The sequence below is a fragment of the Ruminococcus sp. 8Y-12 genome (assembly GCF_058119865.1).
In genome coordinates, this window is record NZ_CM176623.1 from 1,924,470 (window position 1) to 1,946,728 (window position 22,259).

The 22,259-nt window shown below is 49.9% G+C and carries 20 protein-coding genes; 19 read left to right on the forward strand and 1 reads right to left on the reverse strand.

What is annotated here, in order from left to right; genetic code table 11:
• The first annotated feature begins 109 nt into the window (after nt 1-109).
• The 3 genes from AC0THY_RS06935 (at nt 110) to AC0THY_RS06945 (ending at nt 2,514) form a co-directional block, all read left to right on the forward strand.
• Nucleotides 110-565, forward strand: a complete 456-nt coding sequence (locus AC0THY_RS06935) for a MarR family winged helix-turn-helix transcriptional regulator (protein ID WP_489993709.1) — start codon at nt 110-112, stop codon at nt 563-565.
• Entirely contained in the window at nt 562-1,335 is a 774-nt protein-coding gene (locus tag AC0THY_RS06940; protein WP_489993710.1) for a sulfite exporter TauE/SafE family protein, read from the forward strand. The genes AC0THY_RS06935 and AC0THY_RS06940 overlap by 4 nt, the downstream gene beginning before the upstream one ends.
• A 66-nt stretch (nt 1,336-1,401) precedes the next feature.
• Nucleotides 1,402-2,514, forward strand: coding sequence for an anaerobic sulfatase maturase (locus tag AC0THY_RS06945; protein ID WP_489993711.1), 1,113 nt, complete (start codon nt 1,402-1,404; stop codon nt 2,512-2,514).
• Between the two features lie 65 nt (nt 2,515-2,579).
• Here the strand turns inward: AC0THY_RS06945 and AC0THY_RS06950 are convergent, their stop codons facing one another.
• Nucleotides 2,580-4,034, reverse strand: a complete 1,455-nt coding sequence (locus AC0THY_RS06950) for an arylsulfatase (RefSeq protein ID WP_489993712.1) — start codon at nt 4,032-4,034, stop codon at nt 2,580-2,582.
• A gap of 241 nt (nt 4,035-4,275) precedes the next feature.
• Between AC0THY_RS06950 and AC0THY_RS06955 the strand changes: the two genes are divergently transcribed.
• The 16 genes from AC0THY_RS06955 to AC0THY_RS07030 all read left to right on the forward strand — a co-directional run bounded on the left by AC0THY_RS06955 (nt 4,276) and on the right by AC0THY_RS07030 (nt 22,253).
• Entirely contained in the window at nt 4,276-5,316 is a 1,041-nt protein-coding gene (locus AC0THY_RS06955; protein ID WP_489993713.1) for an FUSC family protein, read from the forward strand.
• A gap of 78 nt (nt 5,317-5,394) precedes the next feature.
• On the forward strand, nt 5,395-6,411 hold the full coding sequence (locus AC0THY_RS06960; protein ID WP_489993714.1) for a nucleoid-associated protein: 1,017 nt from the start codon (nt 5,395-5,397) through the stop codon (nt 6,409-6,411).
• Between the two features lie 175 nt (nt 6,412-6,586).
• Nucleotides 6,587-7,039 (forward strand): MarR family winged helix-turn-helix transcriptional regulator, encoded by a 453-nt coding sequence (locus tag AC0THY_RS06965; protein WP_489993715.1) that lies wholly within the window; start codon nt 6,587-6,589, stop codon nt 7,037-7,039.
• A gap of 4 nt (nt 7,040-7,043) precedes the next feature.
• Nucleotides 7,044-8,897: an ATP-dependent zinc metalloprotease FtsH gene (gene ftsH, locus AC0THY_RS06970; protein WP_489993716.1), complete on the forward strand. Its 1,854-nt coding sequence runs from the start codon at nt 7,044-7,046 to the stop codon at nt 8,895-8,897.
• Between the two features lie 763 nt (nt 8,898-9,660).
• Nucleotides 9,661-9,837: a diguanylate cyclase domain-containing protein gene (locus AC0THY_RS06975; RefSeq protein WP_489994153.1), complete on the forward strand. Its 177-nt coding sequence runs from the start codon at nt 9,661-9,663 to the stop codon at nt 9,835-9,837.
• 99 nt (nt 9,838-9,936) lie between these two features.
• Nucleotides 9,937-10,728, forward strand: a complete 792-nt coding sequence (locus AC0THY_RS06980; protein ID WP_489993717.1) for a nitrilase-related carbon-nitrogen hydrolase — start codon at nt 9,937-9,939, stop codon at nt 10,726-10,728.
• A 164-nt stretch (nt 10,729-10,892) separates the two neighbouring features.
• Nucleotides 10,893-12,428, forward strand: a complete 1,536-nt coding sequence (locus tag AC0THY_RS06985; protein WP_489993718.1) for a Mur ligase family protein — start codon at nt 10,893-10,895, stop codon at nt 12,426-12,428.
• A gap of 239 nt (nt 12,429-12,667) precedes the next feature.
• The gene (locus AC0THY_RS06990) at nt 12,668-14,344 is read left to right on the forward strand and encodes a glycoside hydrolase family 13 protein (protein WP_489993719.1); all 1,677 of its coding nucleotides are present in this window, start codon (nt 12,668-12,670) and stop codon (nt 14,342-14,344) included.
• Between the two features lie 61 nt (nt 14,345-14,405).
• The gene (locus AC0THY_RS06995) at nt 14,406-14,996 is read left to right on the forward strand and encodes a Maf family protein (protein ID WP_489993720.1); all 591 of its coding nucleotides are present in this window, start codon (nt 14,406-14,408) and stop codon (nt 14,994-14,996) included.
• On the forward strand, nt 14,993-15,805 hold the full coding sequence (locus AC0THY_RS07000) for an amidohydrolase family protein (RefSeq protein ID WP_489993721.1): 813 nt from the start codon (nt 14,993-14,995) through the stop codon (nt 15,803-15,805). The genes AC0THY_RS06995 and AC0THY_RS07000 overlap by 4 nt, the downstream gene beginning before the upstream one ends.
• A gap of 18 nt (nt 15,806-15,823) precedes the next feature.
• Nucleotides 15,824-16,909 (forward strand): iron-containing alcohol dehydrogenase family protein, encoded by a 1,086-nt coding sequence (locus AC0THY_RS07005; RefSeq protein WP_489993722.1) that lies wholly within the window; start codon nt 15,824-15,826, stop codon nt 16,907-16,909.
• Nucleotides 16,910-16,978: 69 nt separating this feature from the next.
• Entirely contained in the window at nt 16,979-17,638 is a 660-nt protein-coding gene (locus tag AC0THY_RS07010; protein WP_489993723.1) for a response regulator transcription factor, read from the forward strand.
• A gap of 2 nt (nt 17,639-17,640) precedes the next feature.
• Nucleotides 17,641-19,071 (forward strand): sensor histidine kinase, encoded by a 1,431-nt coding sequence (locus tag AC0THY_RS07015; RefSeq protein ID WP_489993724.1) that lies wholly within the window; start codon nt 17,641-17,643, stop codon nt 19,069-19,071.
• Between the two features lie 38 nt (nt 19,072-19,109).
• The gene (locus AC0THY_RS07020) at nt 19,110-20,570 is read left to right on the forward strand and encodes a DUF6034 family protein (RefSeq protein ID WP_489993725.1); all 1,461 of its coding nucleotides are present in this window, start codon (nt 19,110-19,112) and stop codon (nt 20,568-20,570) included.
• An 80-nt stretch (nt 20,571-20,650) separates the two neighbouring features.
• A complete protein-coding gene (locus AC0THY_RS07025; RefSeq protein ID WP_489993726.1) occupies nt 20,651-21,370 on the forward strand; it encodes a hypothetical protein in 720 nt (239 codons plus the stop codon).
• Nucleotides 21,363-22,253 carry a hypothetical protein gene (locus tag AC0THY_RS07030; RefSeq protein ID WP_489993727.1) on the forward strand — a complete coding sequence of 297 codons (891 nt, stop codon included), beginning with the start codon at nt 21,363-21,365 and terminating at the stop codon, nt 22,251-22,253. Before AC0THY_RS07025 ends, AC0THY_RS07030 begins: the two co-directional genes overlap by 8 nt.
• The last annotated feature ends 6 nt before the right edge of the window (nt 22,254-22,259 follow it).

Consider the following 22,259-nt stretch of genomic DNA (forward strand, 5'->3'; position numbering starts at 1 on the left):
ATACTTGACAGAAGGTGAGATAAGAGTTATAAATATAACTGTTATAAAAAGAACGTAACTGTTCAGTAACTGTACAGTTTCCTAAGCACATTATTTTGCAGGAGGGAATATGAAAGCAGAATTTTTGCCTTATCTCAACTATTATAAAAAGCTGTACAACCAGATGTTCAGAAAGCCGGCTGGTAAATATGAGCTTACACAGATAGAGATTGATATTCTATTGTTTTTGCATAACAATCCGTCATTTAACACGGCAAAGGATATCGTGGCTCTGCGGGGGCTGGCTAAGTCCAATGTCTCTAATGCATTGGATAATCTGAGGAAAAGAGGATACCTGGCCTCTGAGACGGACCCGGAGAACAGGAAGCTGGTGAGACTGACTCTTCTGGAAGAAGCAGGGGAGGCCGTGAGGGAATTGAAGGACTGTCAGAAGCAGTTCCAGGAGATCATCTATGACGGTTTCACCGGGGAGGAGCTGATGCTGCTCCGAAGCCTGCAGGAAAAATGCAACTTGAATGTGCTGCGGGCATTAAAAAATGACAGTGATGGAGGCGACAGCAAATGAACTTATGGATCAAGTTTATCGTATGTTTTATAGCGGGGATCGGAGCAGGGCTGGGAACGGGATTTGCGGGTATGAGCGCAGCCGCAGTGATCAGCCCCATGTTGATTACCTTTTTGGGAATGGACCCTTATCAGGCAGTGGGAATTGCTCTGGCAAGTGATGTGCTGGCAAGCGCCGTTTCCGCTTATACCTACGGGAAAAATAAAAATCTGGATATTCGTAACGGGCTTGTCATGATGGGCTCTGTACTCTGCTTTACTCTGGTTGGCAGCTATGTGTCCAGCCTGGTTCCCAGCCAGGCAATGGGTGGATTTTCCACCTTTATGACACTGCTTTTAGGTATCAAATTTATTGTAAAGCCCGTAATGACCACAAAAGAGAGCATGGCCTCGGTGAGCCGCAAGAAGCGCTTTATTCAGTCTGTGCTGTGCGGTGCATTGGTTGGATTTATCTGCGGGTTCGTGGGAGCGGGCGGAGGAATGATGATGCTTCTGATCCTCACCAGTGTCCTGGGATATGAGCTGAAGACTGCGGTGGGGACCAGTGTGTTTATCATGACCTTTACCGCCTTTACCGGCGCCGCCAGCCATATGGTTCTGGGCGGTATGCCGGATCTGTTCAGCCTGGCAGCCTGCATTGCAAGCACCCTGCTATGGGCCAGGATTGCCGCGAAGTTTGCCAATAAGGCGGAACCAAAGGTACTCAACCGGGCCACCGGGGCGGTGCTGACTGTTCTGGGTATTGCCATTTTGGCGGTAAATTACCTTTGATGTGCGTATGTGAACAGACCTGGTAATGCGCTGTGAATGTGTGAATAAGGGAGGAAGGTGCAGACAATGGAACACCTGCAGATACTCATAAAACCAGTGTCCTCTGACTGTAATTTAAGGTGCGCCTACTGTTTCTATGAAGATGAGAGCAGAAAACGGTCCTGCCGTTCCTACGGGCGCATGACAGAGGAGACCGCAGAGACAGTGATTCAAAAGGCCCTTGACAGTGCCAAAATCTCCTGCACCTTTGGATTTCAGGGGGGAGAACCTGTGCTGGCAGGACTGGATTTCTATAAACGCTTTGTAAAAGCGGTAAGGGAGAGAAAAAAACCGAATACAAAGGTATTCTATACCCTTCAGACAAATGGAACCCTGGTTGATGGAGATTGGATTCCCTTTCTGAAAAAGGAGAAGTTTTTGGTGGGGATTTCACTGGACGGCACAAAGGAGCTACACAATCGGAACCGGAGGGATGCAGGGGGGCGGGATAGCTACGAGACCGCAAAGCAAAATGCTCAAAAGCTCATAAACTCCGGAGTGGATGTAAATGTGCTCTGCGTGCTCACCAGACAGACAGCCAGGCATATTGCTGCTGTGTACCAGAATCTGAAAAAGGAGGGCTTTCGATATCAGCAATATATTCCCTGTCTGGACCCACTGGGGGAAAAGAGGGGAGCGCAGCCCTGGTCACTGCCCCCAAAGGACTACGGAAACGCTTTGAAGACCCTCTTTGACCTGTGGGTGCAGGATTTTGAGAGGGGAGAACAGATCTATGTGAGGGAATTTAATCAGTGGCTGGATGTGCTTGGAGGAGGGCAGCCCCAGGCATGTGTATGGGTAGGGAGATGTTCCATGCAGAATGTGGTGGAGGCCAACGGGGATATATTTCCCTGTGATTTCTATGCGCTGGATGACTGCATGGTGGGAAATGTGCAGGACGAAAGCTTTCAATTTGGGGCGCCTTCAGTAACGCATACATTTTTTACAAGAGGAAGGGAGCGCGGCGAAGACTGTCCCCAGTGCCGGTGGTATCCCCTGTGCCGGGGAGGCTGTATGAGAGACTACACAGAGGGGGAGGGCGGTAAGCAGAGAAATTATTACTGTGAGAGCTATCGGGCTTTTTTTCCTTATGCAATTGAACGGATGGAGATGCTTCTGCGGTCTGGCATAAGGAGATGATATAAGAGCAGCCTTTCCATATTTGACAGTAATGCAAAAAGCCTGCCGCCGGCAGGCTTTTTGCATTACTCTATATAGGGCTTGTAGGGGCGTCCGGGAATCAGAACGGTTCCGTCTGAGAAGCCCTCAGGCCTGTCTTTTAAACACTTTACCAGGTGGCCTCGCAGCTCATTGATACGGACGGCGTACCTGGGATTGTCAATCTCGTTGTGCAGCTCCCTGGGATCCTTCTCCAGGTCAAAGTACTGCTCCATCCCGGTCTGAGTATACCAGATATACTTGTCCTTTTCTGTTACGATCCACTGGTTAGAGACCGGGCCGTACTCGTGTTCCCCCTGAAGAAAGGTCCGCACCTCTTTTTTTATGTCTGATGTCAGAGGCAGAAGGCTGGCTCCATCCACGGTATCCGGAATGGGAGCACCTGCAAAATCCAGAATCGTAGGCATTACATCTCTAAGCTCCGCAACGGACGAACATACACTACCTGGCTGTATTCCCGGAAGCAGTTTTTCATTTCCACAGATCAGTAAGGGAATGTGGGTGCTGCCCTGGTAGGGTCTGGACTTTCTGAAATAGTGATGGTCACACAGCTCCTCCCCATGATCAGAGGTAAAGAGAATCAGCGTATTTTCATATAATCCATGCTCCACAAGAGCCTGGATTAAGCGGCCGATCTGGTGATCCAGGTGGGTAATGCAGGCGTAGTAGCCGGCCTGCGCCTGGTGAATCAGATCCGGGTCCATGGGGCCGCATTTGGAGTCAAAGACCCGGCCCTGGCTTCTTAGAAGCTCGGTATCCTCCCAGTCTCCCACCGCGGGGGGTGTGAGATCACGGCGGGCATAGAGATCCAGATAATAGGACGGGGCGTCAAAGGGCGGATGGGGCCTCAGATAGGAGGACATCAGGAAAAAGGGCTGGCCCGGATCTCTGCGCCGCAGAAAGTCAATGCTGCGGTCCGTCACCCAGTTGGTGGGATGATATTTTTCCTCATAGATCCAGGGCCTTGTCACCCAGCTGTTGCACTCGAGTCCCGTGTCTGTTACATCTGCGTCAATGCCCTTTGCCTGCTTCAGCCAGTGGAAATAGTCATCTGCGTTTTTCTGGGATTCCTGCCAGGGAACATCCGTGTATCTTGCGGAGTGAAGATAACCGTCGTGAAGCTCCACATGGTGAAAGCCCAGGTAGCTGCGAAGAGGATGGACATGCATTTTGCCCACGCACTGGGTGTAGTATCCGGACTTTGAAAGCTCGCCAGCCAGGGTGTGTGGATAGTCCCAGGGGATTCCATCCTGATAGCCTACACGCCTGTGGTGCTCCTGGGACATACCGGTGTGCAGGGCTGCCCTGGCAGCGATACAGCTGGGGCATGCGCTGTAGGTGTTTTCAAAGGAAACACCTCTGGATGCCAGAGTGTCCAGATAAGGTGTCTTTACTTCCGGGTGGCCTGCGTAGCCCAGGCAGTCACCTCTGAGCTGGTCTGTCATGATCAGCAGAATGTTCGGTTTATTTGTATCCTTCATGGTGTCATCTCCTCATGCTTGTATAAATTTGTTCTTTTATATAGCTCTATTGTACCAAGCCTCAGAGTCGGTGACTAGAGCAAACTACGGATATTTTTTGCACTTTCTCACAAATAATTACAATAAAATGGAATAAATCCCAAAAAGTTTGTGAATAATTGACGGGGTTGCATCCTGGGGAAAAAGTGTGTACGATGTGTAATACGACTTTTTACTTTTCATTTGAACAGGAGGGATTTCATTGACTGTTTATCAGGCTTTGCAACTCAATGCAGCAGGTTCTAAGGCTCTGATCCGTCAGGCCGGGGAGAAGAAGGAGAAGGTGAAATGGTCTTTTGTGTATCTGCTTAAGATACTGCTCACGGTTGGGTTCTGTTTTACCTTTGTCACGGTCTTCAGTCTGGTGTTTGGCAGCAGCAACAGTATTGCCGGTGTGGCTGTGCTGCTCACACTTCTGGCAGTGCGCCAGGCTGACTTTGGTATCAGGACTTCACACGGCACAGTGAATCTTTTGCTGGTATTTCTTATTTTTATCATTGGCCCCAAGCTCTCGAACCTGACAGGGCCTATTCCGGCCTTTTTTATCAATGCAGCCTGCATTTTCGGGATGGTACTCTTGGGATGCCACAATGTGATCATGTACAATCAGTTTACCTTTGTACTCAGTTATCTTTTGCTGCAGGGGTACGATGTCTCCGGGAGAGATTATGCCGCCCGGGTCTGTGCACTTGGATTTGGAGCTGCACTGTGTTGTTTTATCTTTTGGATAAAACACAGGCATATCTCATACAAGCGGACATGGAGGGATATCTTCCGGGAGTTTGACATCCATACACAGCGCACAAAGTGGCAGATTAAGTTTGTTCTCGGTATTTCCCTGGGAATGCTGATAGCATCCCTGCTTCATTTCCCACGGGTTATGTGGGTGGGGATCAGTGTGATGTCCATGCTGGTGCCTTTTTATCACGATACCGTCTATCGGGCAAAACGCAGAGCTCCCTTTAATATCGTGGGCTGTCTGCTGTTTTTGGCTCTCCACTATATTCTTCCACAGGAGGTTCTGCCGATTGTAGGTATTTTGGGAGGAATCGGTGTGGGATTTTCAGCAGGCTACAGCGCTCAGACCATATTTAATGTGCTGGGAGCCTTGACGGTTGCTGTGGGTATCTTTGGACTTTACGGAGCGATTGCAGTCAGGGTGTTGGCAAACGTTTTCGGAACCATCTACGCGCTGGTTTATCAGAACATTTACGAACGGATTGTAAAATGGAGCGTGTCTTGACCTGCTGTGCTATACTGAGAGGGTGACGAATGACATTCCCAAGCAGGGAAAAACTACAAAGGACGCAAGGAGATCAATATGGAAAACGAAGATATCCGCATAGAGAATGCCATTGTACATATTTTGGATTCCGCCATTGGGATGCCGGTGCTCTCCGACACCCTTTTGGATCATGGATCGGATTTCGGGGACTTTTTGCGGGGGCATATTTTGCGCACCGCCACCAGCGATGACCTGAAAAACTGCAGCTTTCAGCAGGAGGAATCGGATGTGTTCGCTCTATTGCAGGATTGGGATTCCCAGAGGTTTACAGCCGTATCCCAGGAGATCGGCAAAGCGCTCTACACAATCATGAATCAAAATATTGACATCCCGCCTGCCGATCTGCTGGTGGTGGAGTACACGGTGGAACAGCACCCATTTCTGGCGCTTTTAAAAATGAATTACAAGACCTCCTACACACACTTGACCAGCTCGGACCCATGGGGAAATAATAATGATATTATAAAACAAAAGGCACTGCTTCCCGGAGATAAGCAAAAGCTTCAGGAGGCAGCGCTGATCAACCTGGAGGATTATTCCATAAGGCTGATTGAGAAAAAGTATGATGTCAATGGGGTGAAGACAAACTACTTTTCTGCCATGTTTCTAAAGTGCAAGGGCTCCATGTCTCCCAGAACAAAGCTGGCCATTGTAAACAGGACGGTTTCGGATATCCAGAAAAAGTATTATGGCGAGTCAGAACAGTTTGAGGTACAGATGGAGACAAAAAGCATTATCAACCGGGAGCTGGCCGAGAAAGGCAGCCTGGACGTGCCGGTTGTGATTGACAGGATATTTAAGGATAAGCCGGAAATGAGGGTGGAGGTGGAGGAGAAGCTGGAAAAGTGGAACCTCACAGATGCGCCAGTGGCTCCTCAGAATCCCAACACCACAAAGAAATTTGGCAAGCAGCATTTGATGACGGACACGGGGATTGAAATCAAGATTCCTATGGAGGCCTATGATAATAAGGACACCATAGAGTTCATCACAAACCCGGACGGTACCATCTCCGTGCTTATCAAAAACATAGGAAGTATTGAGAGCAGATAAAATAAGCGGCTATTTAACAGGTCTGGGCATTTACTGCGCTGATCGTAAAAAATGATTCAGGAGTGCAAAAATAAAATAATAATAAACAAACTGTTAAAAGTAAATAACACATTGACTTTTGAAATCAGAGTGCTATGATGGGCATAGAAACTGAAAAACCGTGGAGGAGAAGCCTATGGAAATTCAGAACTGTGAGCAGACAGCCTCTGATTTTTGCTTTTTACTTTTGAAGATTTATGATATTTTCCTGGAGTATCCGGTAGACACCGGAAAATACCGGATCGATTCCAATGCCTTCCGCGCCCTGTGCTGTATCAGCCGGTGCAAAGAGTCCCAGATCAGCCTTACGGAGCTGACAGACAGGATGCATATTGCTAAGCAGCAGCTTACACGCCTGGTAAACGATCTGGAGGAGGCAGGACTGGTGGAGCGCAGACGGTATACCAGCAACCGGAGAGTGGTGTATCTGGCTCTGAGTGAAAATGGCCGGGAATACTTGGATACGGTTAAGCAATCTGTCCAATGCTCCATCAATAAGGGGATAGCTCAGGAAGAACCGGAAAGGCTGGAGCTGCTGGCCCGGGCAGCCGCAATGATGCGGGAAGCGCTGCAAAAGAAAGGAGAGTGATTTTGTGAAGGAAGTAAAGCCGCCGAAAAAACCAATTTTATTTTACTATGTATTGGCCATGATCGTACTGATGCTGCTAAATGCCCTGCTGTTTCCTAAACTGCTCAGCCCTAAGGTGACAGAGGTGGACTATGGCACTTTTTTGTCTAAAGTTGACGAGGGGGATATCGGGGAGGTGGAGATTCAGGCAAACCAGATCATCTTCAGCAATAAGGACAAAGAAAATCCGGAATATTTTAAGACCGGGAACCTAAATGATCCCAATCTGATTGAGCGCCTCTACAGTAAAGGTATTACATCATTCGGAACGCCTATCGTGGAGGAGATGTCTCCCATTCTGAGCTTTTTGGTCAGTTGGATACTTCCAATTGTACTGATCGTGGGCGTGGGGCAGCTTCTGATGCGCAGCATGACCAAGCGGATGGGAGGAATGGGAAATGCTATGGCCTTTGGAAAGAGCAATGCCAAGGTCTATGTGGAATCCAAGACAGGGATCAAATTCTCCGATGTGGCCGGTGAGGATGAGGCAAAGGACATCTTAAAAGAGATCGTGGAATTTCTACACAATCCAGGGAGATACCGGGAAATCGGTGCCAAGATGCCCAAGGGCGCGCTGCTTGTGGGGCCGCCCGGTACGGGGAAAACCCTGCTGGCAAAGGCGGTGGCCGGGGAGGCCAGCGTACCGTTTTTCTCCATCTCAGGCTCTGAATTTGTGGAGATGTTTGTTGGAATGGGCGCGGCAAAGGTGCGCGACCTGTTTAAGCAGGCCAACGAGAAGGCCCCCTGTATTGTGTTTATTGATGAGATAGATACAATAGGAAAGAAACGAGATGGCGCAGGTATGGGCGGGAACGATGAGCGTGAGCAGACACTGAACCAGCTGTTGACAGAGATGGATGGATTTGACGGGGGAAAAGGTGTGGTGATACTGGCTGCTACCAACCGTCCCGAATCCTTAGACCCTGCACTTTTGCGCCCCGGACGCTTTGACCGGAGGGTACCCGTGGAACTGCCGGACTTGGAGGGCAGGGAGGCGATACTCAAGGTGCACGGAGCCAATGTGAAGCTGGGCGACAATGTAAACTTTGCCGCGATTGCCAGAATGGCTGCGGGAGCCAGCGGCGCGGAGCTTGCCAACATCGTCAATGAGGCGGCTTTAAGGGCAGCCAATGACAATCGGAAATTTGTCACTCAGGCTGACCTGGAGGAAAGCGTTGAGGTGGTCATTGCGGGCTATCAGAAAAAGAACCGGATTCTCTCTGACAAGGAAAAGCTGGTGGTGGCCTACCACGAGATCGGGCATGCGCTTGTGGCGGCGCTGCAGACCGAGTCAGCCCCTGTCACAAAGATTACCATCATACCCCGAACCTCAGGCGCTTTGGGCTATACCATGCAGGTGGATGAGGGAGACCGCAATATTCTGTCCAAGACAGAGCTGGAGAACCGCATTGCCACCTATACCGGAGGGCGTGTTGCGGAGGAACTGGTCTTTCAATCCATATCCACCGGGGCGGCCAATGACATTGAGCAGGCCACTAAGATGGCCAGAGCTATGGTGAGCCGCTATGGTATGAATGAGGATTTCGGAATGGTGGCATTTGAGACCATCACCAATCAGTATCTGGGTGGCGATGCCTCCCTGGCCTGTTCTGAGAGTACCGCAGCCAAGATTGACCAGAAGGTGATTGATATTGTGAAAACGCAGTATCAGAAGGCCGCAGGACTTTTGCAGGAGAACATGTCCAAGCTGCATGAGCTGGCAAAATATCTGTATGAAAATGAGACAATCACTGGAGATGAGTTTATGGAGATCTTAAATCATAATACACAGATCCCCGTGCTTCAGGCACAGGAATAGGCAGAAAATACAAAAGAAATGCAGGCTTATCTTGAATAAGAGCAGCTAAGTTTAAAGAGAAAAAAAGATCCAACGCATGGTACAGTAAGTCTATGCGTTGGATCTTTTGATTATTTTGTAAAGCTGTGACTTAATTCTGCTCCAATAGGCTTAGTTCTGCAATGACAGATATAAAAAATTGTGCTATGATAAAGCCAATAAAAAATGTCGTTTGTTAAGCAAAGGCAGCTTATAATAATCAAGTGTATCAAAATGAGGGCAGAGAATGAACAGATACGAGTACGGTAAAATCTTAGGACAATGGAGAACAACCCACTTTAGAGTGGGGCTGGTGGCTGCATTTTGTTGTCAGTTGCGGAGATTGGTATGTTTTGGGACGACCGATATACCAATTGCTCCTTACATTCTAACAGCTTAAGCAACAAGATGGATAATTCCTTACTGGCTGTAAGGGATATTAACCATAAATATATTGAAGCAGGTGGCGAGAGGAATCACCTTAAACAAGCTTAACGGCAGTGGAGGGCGGAGAGAAAACGGTAACCCCCACTGACATGAAGTCAATCAACGCATTGAAAGATGTGGTCGTACTCTGTTAAATTACCGAGCGTGGATTGAAACAACAGCGTGTGCGTCATATTTGTGGTACCCATCTTTATGACCGTGGTGTATGCGGATAAGAAACTGACCACCTGGATCACCCAGTGGGGTCTGTCCTGAACTAGTAAGTTCACAGCTGATACAGTGGGATACGGAAAAGGATATCACCGAGTCGAAGCCTTTTGAACTGGCCGGGATCTTTAACCGGACAGCCATTAGGCGGTATCTGGATATTCTGCTGGAGGAAGGACGTGGAGAGAATGCCTATCTGGCTATGTTGGATATCGATGATATTAATCACATTAATGATACCTGGGGGCATACCGGGGAGACAGAGTAGTGAAGAAGGTCTTAGAGCTGATGGAGCCGATGCAGCAATGTACCGGGCAAAGAGAGAGGGAAAGGACTGCATACGCATCTTCAGAGGGGAGGAAGAAGAATGAGGCTTGGAATTTGCCAGACGCAGATAATGTGGGAAGACAAGGAAAAAAATAAGGAGAGTGCCCGTCTCTGGGTTGAGAAGGCCGCAGGGAAAGGCGCAGAGCTTGTGCTCTTTCCGGAGATGAGTTTTACGGGATTCTCTATGAATATACGGACCACTGGAGAGACGGACGGCCAGACGGTTCAGGATATGAGGGGACTTGCGGCCAAACAGCAGATCGCAGTAGGGTTTGGATGGACCAAACTCCGGGGCGGGAGGGGAGAGAACCATTATACTGTGGTGGATGATATGGGAAGGGTGACGGCTGATTACATCAAGCTGCACCCTTTCAGCTATTTGGGAGAAGACAAGTGCTTTTGGGCAGGGGAAAAGCTGGCGTCCTTTTCATACCGTGGAGTGTGTATAGGTATCCAGATCTGCTATGACCTGAGGTTTCCGGAAGCCTTTCAGATGCTCTCAAAGGAGTGTTCTCTGATTGTGGTTCCAGCCAACTGGCCTGCCGCCAGAAGGGCACATTGGAAATGTCTGCTTCAGGCCAGAGCCATTGAGAATCAGGTTTACGTGGCCGGAATCAACTGCTTTGGTGCGCAGGAAGAGACGGCTTACACAGGCGACAGTGCAGTTTTTGATCCCCTGGGAAGCCGCATTGCCGGATTTGCCGGACAGGAGCAGATGATGCTGGTGGATATTCCGGAGAATATAACAAAGTACCGCAGCTCCTTTCCGATGAAAAAGGACAGGCGCTGGGAACTTTACCAAAAATGGTATAGAGAAGATATGGGCTTATAAACCGTATTACTTACATTTTGCTTACAACCCAATGTATATTTTTGTGTGTACTTTCCTGTATACTGAAAAAAATGAAAAAAAATGAAACATTTTTGATGAAAAATGACTCTAATAGATGGAACTATTTTTGTAACTATATTTTTCAGATACAGGGGGAGCCGGCCATGGAGAAATATACACTGAGGGAATATTTGGAATTGTTAGAGGAGGAGGGACTGGTGGAGTACAGCAGCCTGAGGGACGCAGGCGGAGCAGAACTTGTGCATCTTACCTACGCGTCCGGACAGGCAGTGCCGGGCACCCTTTTTCTATGTAAAGGGGCGGCCTTTAAAGAAGAGTATCTTCTGGAGGCCATACAGAGGGGAGCCACAGCTTATGTGAGTGAGCAGTGCTATGAGGCATGTGGTCAGGTTCCCCATATTATTGTAAACAACATGCGCAAGGCTATGGCGGTGCTTTCCAAAAAGTTTTACGGAGCTCCGGATGAGCAACTCAAGGTAGTAGGGGTCACAGGAACGAAGGGGAAAACCACAACTGCCTATTATATTAAAGCCATCCTGGACGCATATCAGAGGGATCATGGGAGGCAGCCCTGCGGTCTGATTTCTACTATAGAGACCTATGACGGATGCAGCTGCCAGGAGTCCAGACTGACTACCCCTGAATCACCGGAGCTGTTCGGGCATTTTAGGAACGCGGCGGATAGCGGATTTCAATACATGACAATGGAGGTGTCCAGCCAGGCCCTGAAATATCAGAGAGTCAGAAAGATAACCTTTGACGTGGGAGTATTTTTAAATATATCTGAGGACCATATCAGCCCTTCGGAGCATCAGGATTTTGAGGATTACTTTAGCTCCAAGCTGTCCATATTCAGGCAGACAGGGACAGCCTGTGTGAATATGGATTCTGACCATGCCCAGCGCATTTTGAAGGCAGCGCGCATGGCGGAGCATATAGTCACCTTTGGGACCAAGGGAGAGCCGGACATTCTGGGGAGAAATGTGCGGATGCAGCAGGGGCATCTGTCCTTTGAGGTGGTCTGTAAGGAATTTACCAGGAAATTTGAGCTGGCTATGCACGGCCTGTTTAACATTGAAAATGCGCTTGCTGCTATTGCGGCAGCCTACAGTATGGGTATTCCCGCTGAATATATGGAAAAGGGCCTTGCGAAAGCCAGGGTCAGGGGGAGGATGGAACAGTACTGCAGTGCCGACGGTAAAGTGGCTGCTATCGTGGACTTTGCCCACAACCGTCTGAGCTTTGAAAAGCTCTTTGATTCCGTTATGCTGGAATATCCGGGCTGGAGGCTGGTGTCCATTTTCGGATGTCCGGGCGGTAAGGCGTACAACAGGAGGAGGGATCTGGGGCTGATCGCAGGGTTGTACTCCCAGAAACTGTACCTGGTTGCAGATGATCCCGGAACCGAGGCACCCATGGAGATCTCACGTGAGATCGGTCAGTATGCGGAGATTGTGGGATGCCCCTATGAATGTATTGAGGACAGGGGACAAGCTATCCGAAAGGCAATCCACGAGGCAAGGGAGAAAACAGTCATTCTGGTTTTGGGCAAGGGCAGTGAGGCCAGACAGAAGTACGGCAGGATCTCCTATCCCTGTCCTGCGGACGGGGAGTACGTGGAGCAGGGAATGCGGGAATATGACAATCAAAACTGCCGGAAAAATGCTTTGGCAGTGTAAAGGCAATAGAACACCGGGACCGTTGGCAGAGAGGCTGACGGTTCCGGTGTTTTATGTCATAGTGTAAAGAAAGGCTGACGGTGCCAGTCTTACTGCGCTCTCTATAATGTCAAAATAGTGTAGTTTTTGGTTAGATTATGCGAAGAAATCAACAGGAATCCCCACTATAATAGTAATGTAACGGTTTAATTAACGAACTTATTGGAAGTTGGATAAAGACAGAAAACGGAGGTTTTGGTATGGATAAAAAGTGGTGGAAGGAAAGCGTTGTTTATCAGATTTACCCCAGAAGTTTCAAGGACAGCAATGGAGATGGAGTGGGAGATTTGAATGGAATTACACAAAAGCTGGATTACCTGAAGGAGCTGGGAATTGATGTGATCTGGCTCTCCCCGGTCTACCAGTCACCCAATGATGACAATGGGTATGACATCAGCGACTACCGGGCAATTATGAAAGAGTTTGGGACCATGGAGGACTATGACAGAATGCTGGCAGAGGCGCACAGGAGGGGAATCCGTATTGTCATGGACTTGGTGGTAAACCATACCTCAGATGAGCATTCCTGGTTTGTGGAGAGCAGAAAATCCAGGGAAAATCCCCTCCGGGATTACTATATCTGGAGGGAGGCCAGGGAGGGAGGGGAACCCAACAACTGGGGGTCCTGTTTCGGCGGTTCCGCCTGGCAGTATGACGCTGCCACGGATATGTACTATCTGCACCTTTTCTCGAAAAAGCAGCCGGACCTGAACTGGGATAACCCCAAAGTGCGGGAAGAGGTGTTTGATATGATGGACTGGTGGTGCAGGAAAGGCATTGATGGATTCCGCATGGACGTCATCAGTATGATCTCCAAGGACGAGGGGCTTCCTGACGGGCCGATAGGCAGGAGCGGATTCGGTGACTTCTCACCCTATGTCTGCAACGGACCCAGGGTGCACGAATACCTTCAGGAGATGAACCAAAAGGTGCTATCCAAATACGATCTGCTTACAGTGGGAGAATGCTCAGGGGTGACTGTGGAGGAGGCAAAAAAGTATGCGTCTGCGGATGGAAAAGAGCTAAACATGGTTTTTCAGTTTGAGCATATGGATCTGGACGGTGGAGAGACCTTTAAATGGAATGACAAAAAGATTGATCTGCGGGAGCTGAAGCGGGTGATGACAAAATGGCAGAATGGTTTGGAGGGAAGTGCGTGGAACAGCCTCTACTGGTGCAACCACGACCAGCCCAGGATGCTTTCCAGACTTGGGGATGACAGTCCGGCCTTTCGGGAGGTGTCTGCCAAGATGCTGGCCACCTGCCTTCATATGATGCAGGGGACCCCTTATGTGTACCAGGGGGAAGAACTGGGAATGACAAACGTGCCCTTTGGGGATATCGGGGATTTTCGGGATATCGAGAGCATTAACGCCTATCATGAGCTGACCGGCAAGGGCGTGTTTGATGGGGATACGATGCTTCAATATCTGCGGTATAAGAGCAGAGATAATGCCAGAACGCCGGTTCAATGGGATGACAGTGAGAACGCTGGCTTTACAGCAGGAACTCCCTGGATCATGGTAAATCCAAACTATAAAGAAATCAATGCAGCCAGGCAGACAGGTGATCCGGACTCCGTCTTTTCCTATTATAAAAAGTTGATCCAACTGAGAAAAGAACAGGAGATCATTGTGTACGGGTCCTATGAACTTCTGCTGCCAGAGCACGGACAAATCTACGCATATCTGAGAAAGCTGGGCGAGGAAAGACTGCTGGTGGTATGCAGCTTCGCCAGGGAGGAAATCAGCATCCCAGCCTCGGAACTGGGGGATTACGCTGTGGTAGAACGCCTGATCGGTAACTATCCGGAGCAGGCCTGGGGAGAGCAGTTTACCCTTCGGCCCTTTGAGGCATTTGCGGTAAAGGTCCGGTAGATATATTGTAAAAAAGTGTGAAAAGGGTTATACTTTTGGAAAACGGTAAAGGATGGACTATATGAGAAAGATAATATTGGCCTCCGCGTCTCCGAGACGCAGAGAACTTCTGACGCAGGCAGGCGTCCGCTTTGAGGTGGTGGTGAGCGATGCCCAGGAAGTGATTACCAAAAGTGACCCCGCACAGATAGTAGAGGAGCTGGCATACACAAAGGCGAAGGCAGTGGCGGGACTGATGAGGGAAGAGGCGGCAGTGATCGGAGCCGACACCGTGGTTGCGGTGGAGGGTGAGATTTTGGGAAAACCTGGCAGTGAAGAGGAGGCTTTTGCCATGCTGTCAAAGCTGCAGGGCAGGACCCATCAGGTCTTCACTGGAGTGGCCGTGATCGTAAAGGATACGGACACAGAGGAAGTTCATATTTTTTCAGAGAAAACGGATGTGACCATGTATCCCATGGAGCCGGGGGAGATCAGGGACTATATTGCAACCGGAGAGCCCATGGACAAGGCGGGAGCGTATGGAATCCAGGGACGTGCCGCTGTCTTTGTGGAAAAGATTCAGGGGGACTACAACAATGTGGTGGGGCTGCCTATCGCCCGCCTCTATCAGGAAATGAAACAGTGGCTGAATGACCAGGGGGAGAGGGCATGAAGATCATTGACGCACATTTTCACTTTCACAGCTATGAGGACTTTTCCAGACAGGCAAAAGCAGCGGGCCATGAGAATACCGGGGAGCATCTTTCGCAGGTATATAGACAGACAGGGATTGTACACGGCATTGTGATGGGAAACGGGGGACTTGCCCTTGAGACACACAATTACCCGGAGTTTATGAGCTATTGCATTGGTCTGGATGAATCGCTTCCAGAGGGACTGGAGCGGGAAAGGGCGGTCTGGCTTGTGGAGGAGCATCTGCGCCGGAAGTCCTGTGCGGGGATCAAGATCTATGCAGGCTATGCCCACCATTACGTGACGGATAAAATCTACACCCCCTTTTATGAACTGGCCGAAAAATACCATAAGCCCGTGGCCATCCACACCGGGGCCACTGCCGGGCATATGGGGCTTTTAAAATACAGCCATCCCATGTCCGTGGACGAACTGGCATGTGCTTTTCCACAGGTACAGTTTGTCATGTGTCATCTTGGCAATCCCTGGATTCAGGACGCTGTGGCGGTGATGGATAAGAATGAAAATGTGGCGGCGGATTTATCCGGACTTTTGGAGGGGCGAATTGATATCCCCCAATTTTTTTACGAAAAGAAGGGATACCTGGACTATATCCGCACCTGGCTGTCCTATTTGGGAGACTATGACAGGATTCTCTACGGAACAGACTGGCCTCTTGTAAATCTGTTTGAATACATTGAACTGGTCAAAGAGCTGATTCCCGAAAAGCATTATGACAAGGTTTTCTATGAAAATGCCCAGAGGATTTACAAGCTTTCGGTATCATAAAAGAAGGGGGAAAGATTTATGTATTTTTATATGCCGGTAAAGATTTACAGTGAGAAAAATGCGGTGTCAAACCATGCCGGTGAGCTGGCCGCTCTGGGAAGCAGGGCGCTGATTGTGACAGGACGTCGTTCTTCCAGAACCAACGGGTCCCTTATGGATGTACAAAGAGCCCTGGATGGGGAGGGGATTCCCTATGAAGTTTTTGACCGGATTGAGGAAAACCCCTCCGTGGAAAATGTGATGGAGGCCAGGAGAACAGGGCTGGAGGCAGGGGCGGACTTTGTGATCGGCATTGGAGGCGGTTCCCCTATGGATGCGGCAAAGGCGGTTGCATTGCTTATGAGACAGAGGGATGCAGGAGAAGAGTGCCTATACCAAAAGGGGGATGACAGTGCCCTTCCGGTGGCGGAGATACCCACCACCTGCGGAACCGGATCTGAGGCCACGCCCTATGCTATTTTGACTGTTCATACCAGAAGGACCAAGGCAAGCATCTCCCACAGGGTATTTCCGGCCCTCTCCCTTTGTGATCCTGGATATCTGTCCAGTGCGGGCAGGGAGGTACTCTGCTCCACCGCTGTGGACGCCCTGGGCCATTTTGCGGAGAGCTATATCAATTCCAATGCAACACAGTACAGCAGGATGCTCTGTGAAAAGGGGCTGAAGCTTTGGAGCAGCGCCATGGATGTGCTCACCTGGGAGCGGCAGGCGGTTTGGACGGACTATGAAAATTTGATGAACGCCTCCACTCTGGCCGGCATGGCTATCACACATACCGGAACCTCTCTTCCCCATGGACTGAGCTATTATCTCACCTACCAGGATGGGGTTCCCCACGGAAAGGCAGTGGGGGTGTTCCTGCCAGGCTACGTAAAGGCAGCCAGAGAGGAGGACAGAAGGGCCTTTCTCTCCCTGATGGGGCTTGCCAATATGGACGAGTTTACTGCCCTGATCAGACGCACCTGCAGAGACATTCAGATCAGCGCAGACCTGCGAAGGGAGGCAGCGGAGGGGATGATGGGAAATGAAGCCAAGCTGGTGAACTGTCCCTACCCGGTTTCCCGCAAGACACTGGAAGATATTTTCAGAGAGTTCTTTGGGTAATTTACATTTTGATGATTCTTTTCACTCCCTTCATGTGGTAGAATCATTAGCATGGAGGGAGTGACGTCTTTGCAGAACAGAATATTGGTAATAGAGGATGATACGGCAATTTCAGATTTAATATGCATGAATTTAACGGTGGCAGGCTATGAGGTCCTGCCTGTTTTTGATGGAGATAAAGTGGAGGAAGTGCTGGAGACAGAGGGGAGCTTCGATATGGCGCTTCTGGATGTGATGCTGCCCGGAAAAGATGGATTTGAGCTGATGGAGGTGATGAAGGCCAAAAGTATCCCGGTGATCTACCTGACCGCTAAAGCGGATGTGGGTTCCAAGATTAAGGGACTGAGGGCCGGAGCTGAGGACTATATTGTGAAGCCCTTTGAAGTCCTGGAGCTGCTGGTAAGGGTGGAAAAGGTGCTGGAGCGGACCGGAAAGCAGAGGGATGTGATAGAGATCGGGGATGTGGCGGTCTACCTCTCAGAGCACATGGTCACCAAGGGGGGAGTGCAGGTGAGCCTGAAACCCCTGGAGTACGATCTGCTGGTCATGCTGGCGAAGAATAAGAATGTGGCTTTCAGCAGGGATCAGCTGCTGAACCAGGTTTGGGGTAGTGACTACCTGGGTGAGACCAGGACGATTGATGTGCACATCGGACAGCTGCGCAAAAAGCTGGGACTCTCCAATGTGATCAAGACCATTCCAAAGATTGGATACCGCCTGGAGGATTAGCTATGAAATTGTGGAAAAAGATCTCCCTGCTGGCAGTGCTCATGATTCTGCTGGCTACGGGGATATTTGGAGCTGTGGTGCTCTACCAGACAGCCACCTACAGCCTGAATCAGACCATTGCAGGTTACCGGAGACAGGTAACTTCTAATATTTATGCCATGTCCCAGGAGATGAAGGACAACTCCTGGCAGCAATTTGGAGAAACGGCCAGGAGGTCGTTTTTTCAATATATGCTGAACAAGTATGGGAATAATGATTATATGCTTCTGCAGGGGGACCGGGTGCTGTGCAACACGACGGATTTTGATATGGTGAATCCAGACTATGAGCGGTGGAGCAACCAGCAGGTGAACTATGTGGTTCAGAAGGATGGAAACCAGCATGTGCTGATCATGGGGAAAAAATTTTCCACTGACGGGAGAAATGTGTTCCTCCTTCTGCTGGTGAAGGATATCTCCTATATCTACAGCAATATCCAGCAGCAGCTGGGTCTGATGGCGGTTGTCTATCTGGCGCTGGCTGCGGTGGCGGTGAACATTATCTTCTGGGTGACCAGGCGGATGCTGAGGCCCTTGCATGAGCTGCAGAGGACTGCCACAGCCATCAGCGATGGAGATTTGTCCAGGAGGGTGAAGGTGCGCAGGATGGATGAGGTGGGACAGGTTGCCCAGGTGTTTAACCAGATGGCGGACCGGGTGGAAGCCCAGGTGGAGGAGCTGGAGGATGTCTCTGAGCGCAGAAAGCAGCTTTTGGGAAGCCTGACCCATGAGCTGAAGACACCCATGACCTCCATCATTGGCTATTCCGATACCCTGCTCCACGTGAAGATCAGCGAGGAGCAAAGAGACAGAGCTCTGGAGCACATCAACGCGGAATGCAAGCGACTGGAGAGACTTTCCGGCAAGATGATGAACCTGATCGGACTTTACAACAATGAGAGCATCCACCTGGAGGAGTTTTCCGTGCAGGAGCTTTTGGACCGGGTGGTGGCCCTGGAGCGCTATCACGTCAAGGAAAGTAACATGCAGATCATCGTGACCTGCACTATGGATAAGCTGCCTATGGACGTGGATCTCATGGAGAGCCTTCTGGTGAACCTGATCGACAACTCCATAAAAGCCTCAGGGCCCGGAGACACCATTGATGTTCTGGCCATGAACAATCGGATCACTGTGCGGGACTGGGGAAAAGGAATCCCGCCTGAGGAGATTCCCAAGATCACAGAAGCCTTTTATATGGTAGACAAGTCCAGGAGCAAGAGAGCAGGGGGAATCGGGCTGGGGCTGGCCCTGTGCAAGCAGATTGCAAAGCTGCACGGAGCACATCTGGAGATCGAGAGCTGGCTGGATGATGGAACCGCCATCAGCGTGGTGTTTGAGGATTACAAAACGTTTACATCTCAGTGCGGATTTTCGGGACAGAGTGAGGTATAGTATTGCTATCAAAAGTAAAAGGGAATCGAGGAGTGAAAATGAGAAAAATAAGAGGAGTTCTTTTGCTGACTCTGGCGGCACTGTTTTTGTCTGGCTGCCAGGAGACACCGGAAGCGCCCATTGTGATACAGAAAAAGGCAGCCACTGAGGCGGAGACGGTGACTGCAGAGGAGGGAATGAAGATCGCCGACCAGGTGCAGGTACCAGAAAAATATACGGCAGCGGTAAAGGATCCCAACGGAATTATTAAGGTGAATGTGGATGCGGATATTGTCATTCCGGAAGCGGAGGGATTTCGGCTCAAAAAAGTGGAGGGGCGCGTCTTTAACCAGGAGGATCTGGACAAGCAGGTGGATGTGCTTTTAAAAGGAGGAACACTGACCGCTAAGGTTTACCGGGAGGATGACCCGGCTGGCGGATGGACCAAATCGGAGCTGGAAGAAGTTATCGTACAGCTGAAAGCTAAGAGAGAGGCTGGCGTGGACTTTGATGAGTACTATGGGGAGGGCAACTACAATGTGGATGAGGAGATCGCCAAATTTGATAAGCTCTACGAACTGGCGCCTGAGACTGCAGAGACAGAGGTGGTAGAGCCGGTTATTAGCTACGATGAGAACAGCCAGGATTTGAATGATAATCAAATAGATGGGGAAGTGGACATTGACGGGAACCATTATTGGTATTATATGACAAACAGCTGGTCGCATGACTGGAAATGGGTTCAGAATTCTCTTCGCAGGGCTGGACTGAGCAGCAATTACTCGGAGATTTACGGGCCGGAATCCAAGGACAACGATCTGCCCATGAAACTGACTCCCGAGGAGGCCACAGAGAAGGCAGACAAGCTGATTGCAGACCTGGGATTTGACTATATGAAGGCGGCTGGAGGGGAATATTTTACCACAATAGCGCCGGAGGAGGCCGAACTCAGTACCGCTAAAGCCACAAAGGGGTATGGAATCCATTATACCAGAGTAGTGGATGGGATTCCCATCACTTATACGGACAATCCGGGGGCAAGTGTGGAGGAGACGGAGAACGATAAGTATACCACATCCTGGCCCTATGAGGTTCTGAAGGTGGTCTATGACGATGTGGGTCTCGCGGAATTTAACTGGGAGAATCCCTACACCATCTCGGATTTGTCCGATGAATATGTTTTCCTGCTTCCCTTTTCCGAGATTTCGTCAATCTTTGAGCAGATGATCCTGACGAAAAACGCGGATATGACTTCCGAGTATTTTAAAAGTGTAGAATTCAATATCACAGAGGTGCGCCTGGGATATTCCAGAATCATGGAAAAGGGGAGTCCTGGCAGCGGAACCCTGGTGCCAGTCTGGGACTTCTTTGGTTCCCAGAGAATGGTATATCAGCCGCAGGCCCTGGAGGATGGGACCACCACGGAGCTGGAGGATTCTAAAATGAATTTACCTTACCACAGTTTTATGACCATCAATGCCATGGACGGCACGGTGATCGACCGTGGGCTGGGATATTAGGTGCGGAGAAAGGCGGGCATTCAGGATGCCTGCCTTTTCCAGGCTTACGATAAAAAAGAGATGATGCAGGAGGATGGGAGATGGAAGAAATCAAAAGGGGACTGACATCCAAAAGCTTTCTTTTTACCCTCTTGGCTTCCGCCCTCTGTCTGGCGGCGGGGGCTGAGTTTGGATCTGTCACAGGGAGGCTGCCTGCAAACTATCACGCCGGCCTTGTGATGGGGGCTATGAAGAGTGATCTGTGGGCCATGGGAGTTCCCATACTTTCTGTTCTGCCCTGGACCACGGCCTTTGTGGAGGAGGTAAACTCAGGATATGTGAAATTTTACCTGATCCGCACCCGTAGGAGGACCTATCTGTGGGGAAAGGCAGTCTGTGCGGGAGTTTTGGGAGGACTGGGGGTAGCAGGGGGTGCGCTTTTGGACTATGGGCTTGGATGGCTGGTCTTTCGCCCGCTGGAGGAGGCGGCACCCCAGGGAATGTGGGGGGAGTTTTCAAAGCTGCTGTTGAACACAGGACTTACAGGGGCTGTCTGCGCTTTGGCAGGCGCCCTTCTGGCGGCATGGCTGATGTCTAACTATATGGCATATATTGCACCTTTTGTGCTGTACTATTTTCTGATCATGCTGGTGGAGCGGTACTTTACCTTTCTGTACTGCATTTACCCAAAGGAGTGGCTGGCACCCACACATTACTGGGGGGAAAACGGATGGGGGCTGAACGTCTTTTTGGCCCTTCTGTGCACAGTGCTGCTTCTTGGTTGTGTGCAAATGATGGAAAGGAGGTTATGGGATGTTTAAGGTGCGTCAGGTGGCACAGATTTCACTGTACAATTACAGGCAGTGGGTCAAAAGCCCTCGGATTTTCATGACTTTTGCGCTGTCATTCACGATCTGCTTTCTGCTGAGTGATAAGGCGCTGGATTTTTCCGCATCTTACGCCAAGGCCATGCAGGCGGCGGAGCCGTTTATCTGGACCTTTGGGGATGCGTCCTCTATAATGATTATTTCCACATTGCTGATTTTGCTTTACTCAGATATTCCCATGCTGAATGCAGGAGTGCCCTTTTATTTGATGCGTACCACCAGGAAACGGTGGCTGCTGGGCCAGGTGGCATATATTTTTTCATCCTGTGCCGTATATATGGCATTTGTGTTGGTATCCACAGTGGCTATGTGCGCGAAAAACTGTTTCCCGGGTAATATGTGGAGTGCCACAGGGGCGATCCTGGGCTACTCCAAGATGGGGGAGAAAGTGCAGCTGCCCATTGCGGTGAAGGTAATGGAGCATGTAAAGCCCTATGAATGCATGGGGCAGATTATACTGCTGATGCTGTGCTATTGTCTGAGCCTGGTGCTCTTGATGTTGGTACTGAATCTGAGATGGGGCAGGAGGGCCGGTATCGTGGGGGGAATCACATACAGCCTATATGGGCTGTTGTTAAGCCCGGAGGCCATACGAACTGTTTTTAATATTCCCCAGGAGGAGTCCTTTCGGGCAAATGTGATTCTGGGATGGATTTCCCCCCTGAATCACGCTACATACGAAATGCACAATTTCGGGTATGACAGGCTGCCCACACTTTCCCAGTCCTATTTCCTGTTTGCAGTATTGATTGTGGGACTGACGCTTCTGGCAGTCTGGCTTATGGGAAATTATAGCTTTCATTTTGATACGCAGTAACGATTC